This is a genomic window from Asanoa sp. NPDC050611 (assembly GCF_040654855.1).
Lineage (GTDB): Bacteria > Actinomycetota > Actinomycetes > Mycobacteriales > Micromonosporaceae > Asanoa.
In genome coordinates this window covers 1-5,101 of sequence record NZ_JBFAIU010000448.1, presented here as the reverse complement: position 1 = coordinate 5,101, position 5,101 = coordinate 1, and the positions used below count along the sequence as shown (strand labels likewise).

The 5,101-nt window shown below is 73.6% G+C and carries 5 protein-coding genes; 3 read left to right on the top strand and 2 right to left on the bottom strand.

Annotated features, from left to right (window positions below):
* On the bottom strand, window positions 1-604 hold a 604-nt coding region (locus tag AB0H87_RS37760; RefSeq protein WP_360157276.1), incomplete at its 3' end, for a GDSL-type esterase/lipase family protein.
* On the bottom strand, window positions 601-1,704 hold the full coding sequence (locus AB0H87_RS37755; protein ID WP_360157273.1) for an SGNH/GDSL hydrolase family protein: 1,104 nt from the start codon (window positions 1,702-1,704) through the stop codon (window positions 601-603). The genes AB0H87_RS37760 and AB0H87_RS37755, both read right to left, overlap by 4 nt.
* Window positions 1,705-1,851: 147 nt before the next feature.
* On the opposite strand from AB0H87_RS37755, the gene AB0H87_RS37750 reads away from it, so the two are divergent.
* The 3 genes from AB0H87_RS37750 to AB0H87_RS37740 all read left to right on the top strand — a co-directional run.
* Window positions 1,852-2,208 carry a YkvA family protein gene (locus AB0H87_RS37750; RefSeq protein ID WP_360157270.1) on the top strand — a complete coding sequence of 119 codons (357 nt, stop codon included), beginning with the start codon at window positions 1,852-1,854 and terminating at the stop codon, window positions 2,206-2,208.
* A 65-nt stretch (window positions 2,209-2,273) separates the two neighbouring features.
* Window positions 2,274-3,644 (top strand): cystathionine beta-synthase, encoded by a 1,371-nt coding sequence (locus AB0H87_RS37745; protein WP_360157267.1) that lies wholly within the window; start codon window positions 2,274-2,276, stop codon window positions 3,642-3,644.
* Window positions 3,645-3,748: 104 nt separating this feature from the next.
* On the top strand, window positions 3,749-5,101 hold a 1,353-nt coding region (locus tag AB0H87_RS37740; RefSeq protein ID WP_360157264.1), incomplete at its 3' end, for a collagen-binding domain-containing protein.

Below are 5,101 nucleotides of genomic sequence, written 5' to 3'. Positions count from 1 at the left end.
ATCGCCGGCCGGCACCCGTCTGGCGGCCCCACCAGCCCGCGAGCTCGCGCAGCGGCTGGTCGATCGCTCGGGCCGCGCCCAGGTCGGGGCAGGTGCCGACGACCACCTCGACGCCCGCGTCACGCAGCCGGCGCACCGCGGCCGCCAGGTAGGCGGCGGACTCGCCGGGCCGGCGCAGCGCGGCCGCGTCGTTGGCGCCGATCAGGATCACGGCCACGTCGGGCCGCTCGCCGAGCAGCGCGCGGGCCACCTGGGTGGCGAGGTCGGTCGAGCGCGAGCCGGAGACGCCGACGGACGAGAGGTGCACGCGCAGGCCCGCCGCGTCGGCGAGCAGGCGGGCGAGCTGGCCGCCGACCGTGTCGTTGACGTCGTCGACGCCCACGCCGAGCGAGGTGGAGTCGCCGAGCAGCACCATGCGCACCTCGGGGGCGCCCTCGCGACCGACGGCGGTGCGCAGCGCGAGCCCGAGCTGCGGCTGCGCGTATCGCCGGTTGCGGGCGGCGACGAACTCGCCGGTCAGCAGGGCCGCGGCGGCGAGTGTGCCGGTGAACAGCGTGAGCGCGGCCGTGCGACCGATCCGGCCGACCAGACCGCGTGCCGTCATGCCAACTCCTCCACCGTGGACGGCTGCGCGTCCTCGCGCGCCGCCTCCAAGGGTAACGTCGGAGCGGCTCCGCGGAGGTTCCCGAACAGGCGACGGGCACCACCGGGGCCCGGACCGAACCACGCGGCGGGGCGCCGGCGCAGCTGCGCCCAGCGGCCCGCGGGGCCCCGGTCGCGGCCCGCGACCTGCGTGCCGCTGACCTCGGTGCCGGGCTGGCGGGCGGCTTCCTGCGCGGCCTGCGGCAGCGACCGGACGCCCTCGCCGGCGCGCAGCGCCACGCCCGCCTCGGGCGCGCCGAACGCGGCGAGCACCGTCGGCAGCATCGCCGCGGCGGCCAGCGCGTAGCCCTCGGCGGACGGGTGGAACCGGTCCAGGCTGAACATCCGGGCCGGCTCGGCGGCGAACCGCGGGCCGAGCAGGTCGCCGAGGGAGACGGTCCAGGCGCCGGCCTCGACGCTGGCCACGGTCTGCGCGGCGGCGAGCTGACGGCTCCACCGGCCGGCCAGCCAGCGCAGCGGCGGCTGGATCGGCTGGATCGTGCCCAGGTCGGGGCAGGTGCCGACGACCACGCGGGCGCCCGCGGCGCGGAACTTGCGGACCGCGTTGACCAGATGCCGCACCGCGATGTGGGTGCTGGTGCGGTGGGTGACGTCGTTGCCGCCGATGATGATCACGGCGAGGTCGGGGTGCGGCGTGCGCTCGAGCGCGGCCTCGACCTGGTGCGGGAGGCCGGCCGAGAGGGCGCCGACCACGGCGTGCCGATGCAGCCGGACCGGCCGCTGGAGCCGGCGGGAGACGCCGGTCGCGAGCAGCGCGCCGGGGGTCTCGCGGGGCTTGTGCACGCCGTAACCGGCGGCCGACGAGTCGCCGACCACCACCATCTCGATCGGCGGGCCGGAGAACCGGGTGCCGTAGACGCCGTCACCACGTGGCGGGGGTTCCTGTGCCTGCGGGATGCGGCGGCGGGCCTGCTCGGCCTGCCCGACGATGAGCGCGGCTCCCGCCACCGCTCCGAACGCCGTGACCCCCGCGCCGACGGCCGTGAACCGCGCGACCGTCCGGGCGGCGGTGCGCCAGGCCGCTGCCTCGGCTGCCCCCATTGGCGTGCCCCCCATGTGTGATGTACCGGCTACGAGGCTAACGCCGATGGGCGAGAAAAGGTGCTCCACGCTCCCGGAGTCACAAACCTCGCGCGGTTGGGGGTGGCGCGTTCTGGGCATCATGGGTCGGAAGGAGGTCGAAAGCCGATGGCGAAGACGTTGAAGCGCACCGCGGCATTCGCCGCCCTGGGCCGGGCCCTGATGGCCGGCGCCCGTGGCGGCCCCGGCCTGGGCAAGCGGCTCGCCGCCCTGCCTCGGATGATCAGAGCGACGGCCGGCGGAGAGTACGACGGCGGCATGCGGCTGGCGATGATGACCGCCGCGACGATCTACGTGGTGTCCCCGCTCGACTTCGTGCCCGAGGCGTTCCTGGCGATCTTCGGCCTGGTCGACGACGTGGTCGCGGTGACCTGGCTGGCCGGCGCCGTGCTCGCGGAGACCGAGCGCTTCCTGGAGTGGGAGGCGCGCCGGAAGGCCGTCATACCCGGCACCGTGCTCTCCTGAGCTGCGCACGTAGGCTGGGATCGACCCGCTGACCCGGCGGGGCGGACCCAGAAGGGCACAACGCCGTGCGCTACTACGACAACGTCGTCGACCTCATCGGCAACACGCCGCTCGTCCGGCTGCGCAACGTCACGGCCGGCATCGACGCGACGGTGCTGGCGAAGGTCGAATACTTCAACCCCGGCGGCTCGGTCAAGGACCGCATCGCGCTGCGGATGGTCGAGGCCGCCGAGAAGGCCGGCCTGCTGCAGGCCGGCGGCACGATCGTCGAGCCGACCAGCGGCAACACCGGGGTCGGGCTGGCGCTCGTCGCACAGCTCAAGGGCTACCGCTGCGTCTTCGTCTGCCCCGACAAGGTCAGCGAGGACAAGCGCAACGTGCTGCGCGCGTACGGCGCCGAGGTGGTGGTCTGCCCGACCGCCGTCGCGCCCGAGGACCCGCGCTCGTACTACAGCGTCTCGGACCGGCTGACCAGCGAGATCCCCGGCGCGTGGAAGCCCAACCAGTACGCGAACCAGGAGAACCCCCGCTCGCACTACGAGACGACGGGCCCGGAGATCTGGGAGCAGACCGGCGGCCGGATCACCCACTTCGTGGCCGGCGTCGGCACCGGCGGCACGATCTCCGGCGTCGGCCGCTACCTCAAGGAGGCGTCCGGCGGCGCGGTGAAGGTGATCGGCGCGGACCCGGAGGGCTCGGTCTACTCCGGCGGCACCGGCCGGCCGTACCTGGTCGAGGGCGTGGGCGAGGACTTCTGGCCCGAGACGTACGACAAGCAGATCTGCGACGAGATCGTGGAGGTCTCCGACAAGACCTCGTTCGACATCACCCGGCGGCTCGCCCGCGAGGAGGGCCTGCTGGTCGGCGGCTCGTGCGGGATGGCGGTCGCGGCCGCGCTCGAGATCGCCCACCGCGCGGGTCCGGACGACGTGATCGTCGTGCTGCTGCCCGACGGCGGCCGTGGCTACCTCTCGAAGATCTTCAACGACGACTGGATGGCCCGGTACGGGTTCCTGACCACCGGCGGCGCCGAGCCGACCGTGGCGGACGTGCTCGCCGGCAAGGACGGTCAGATGCCCGAGCTCGTGCACGTGCACCCGACCGACCCGGTCCGCGAGGCGATCGACCGGATGCGCGAGTTCGGTGTCTCGCAGGTGCCGGTCCTCAAGGCCGAGCCGCCGGTCGTGACCGGCGAGGTGGCCGGCTCGATCGTCGAGAAGGAGCTGCTGGACGCGCTGTTCACCGGCCAGGCGCACCTGCACGACATGGTCGAGAAGCACATGCACGCCCCGCTGCCGATGATCGGCGGTGGCCAGCCGGTCAGCGAGGCGGTGGCGCTGCTCGAGACGTCCGACGCGGCGCTGGTGCTGATCGACGGCAAGCCGAAGGGCGTGATCACGCGGCAGGACCTGCTCGCGCACCTCGGCGCGCGCTGATTTTCGCTCCAATAGCACCGAGTTAGGGCAAGACGCGAATTCTGTCCCATTCGGGGTGAATACTACCTCTTGGAGGTTTATTCGCTTCGGGGGGCGGTTTTCGCATGGCCAGGAAAGCCAGATGGATGGCCGCGGCGGCGGTGGGAGCCGTCGCGGCCGGCGCGTCGCTGTGGATGTTGACGCCGGCGGCCGCGACCGGGCCGGTGAACCCGGTCGAAGGCGGGCTCGGCTTCCTCGTGCTCGTCGAGGACGGGGCGACGCTCACCAACACCGAGAGCGAAGGGCCGCTGGCCGTCGGGGGTGACCTGACGTTCGGCGCCGGCTACCAGATCGCGTCCGAGCGCAGCGTCCGGGTCGGTGCCGGCGACAGCCCGCTGGTGATCGGCGGCCGGGCGCTGATCGGCGCGCCCGAGGTCGTCGACGCGGCGGTGTTGAAGGCCGACGACGCGGGAGTGGTCATCCGGGCCGCGGACCCGCCGGGCGCCGTGGGCCGCAAGGCCAGCCTCGCCGCGCAGGACGCACTCGACTTCGAGGGCGTGTTCGCCACCTTCAGGGAGCGTTCGGCCCAGTTCGCCACCTGCACCGCGACGGTCCGGCTGCGCAGTTCCGGGGGCGGTGACCTGGCGCGGCCGGTCAACACACCCGGCACGCGCGCGTACCTGTCGCTGACGCCCAACCAGACCAACGTGCTCAACCTGACCGGCGACGAGTTCAACAACCTGTCCGACCTGACGTTCAACACGCAGCCGAGCGCGGCGACGCCGTTGCTGATCAATGTGGACACCGGCGACAGCTACGAGTGGCGGACCGCCAACTTCGCCGGGATCAGCGACAACCAGGCGCCGTTCATCCTGATGAACTTCCCGAATGCCACCGCGATCACCCAGGTCGGCGCGGACACCGCCGAGGGCACCATCTATGCGCCCGGTGCCGCGTTCACCGACGTCAACACCGCCAACAACGAGGGAAACCTGGTGGTACGCAGCTACACGCACGGCACGGCGGCGACCGACGGCGGCGAGACGCACGACCTGCCCTTCAACACGACACTCCAGTGCGGGGCGGCCGGATCGGACGAGCCGGTCGCCTCGCGTACGGCGTCCGCGGCGGGACCGACGACGCCGGTCGCGCGGCCCACGAAGCCCGTCGCCTCGAAGTCACCGCGGCCGCGGCCCCGGCCGAGCGCGACGGTGGTGACGCGGCCCGTCGACGAACCGGGGCCGCTGGACAGCAAGTTCCCCTGGTCGTGGCCGAGCGAGCCGGCGTTCCTGCCGGAGCCGTCGGACGACGCCCCCATCTTTGCTCCGCCCGCCGGTGAGCCGCCGGTCGCGTCCGGCGAGGAGCCGGTCGCTGGTGCCGGCACGCCGCCGGCGGCGGGCGGTGAGCCGGCAGCCGGCGCCGGTGACCCGGCCGTCGGTGATGCGGCCGCTGGTGACCCGGCTGTTGGTGATCCGGGC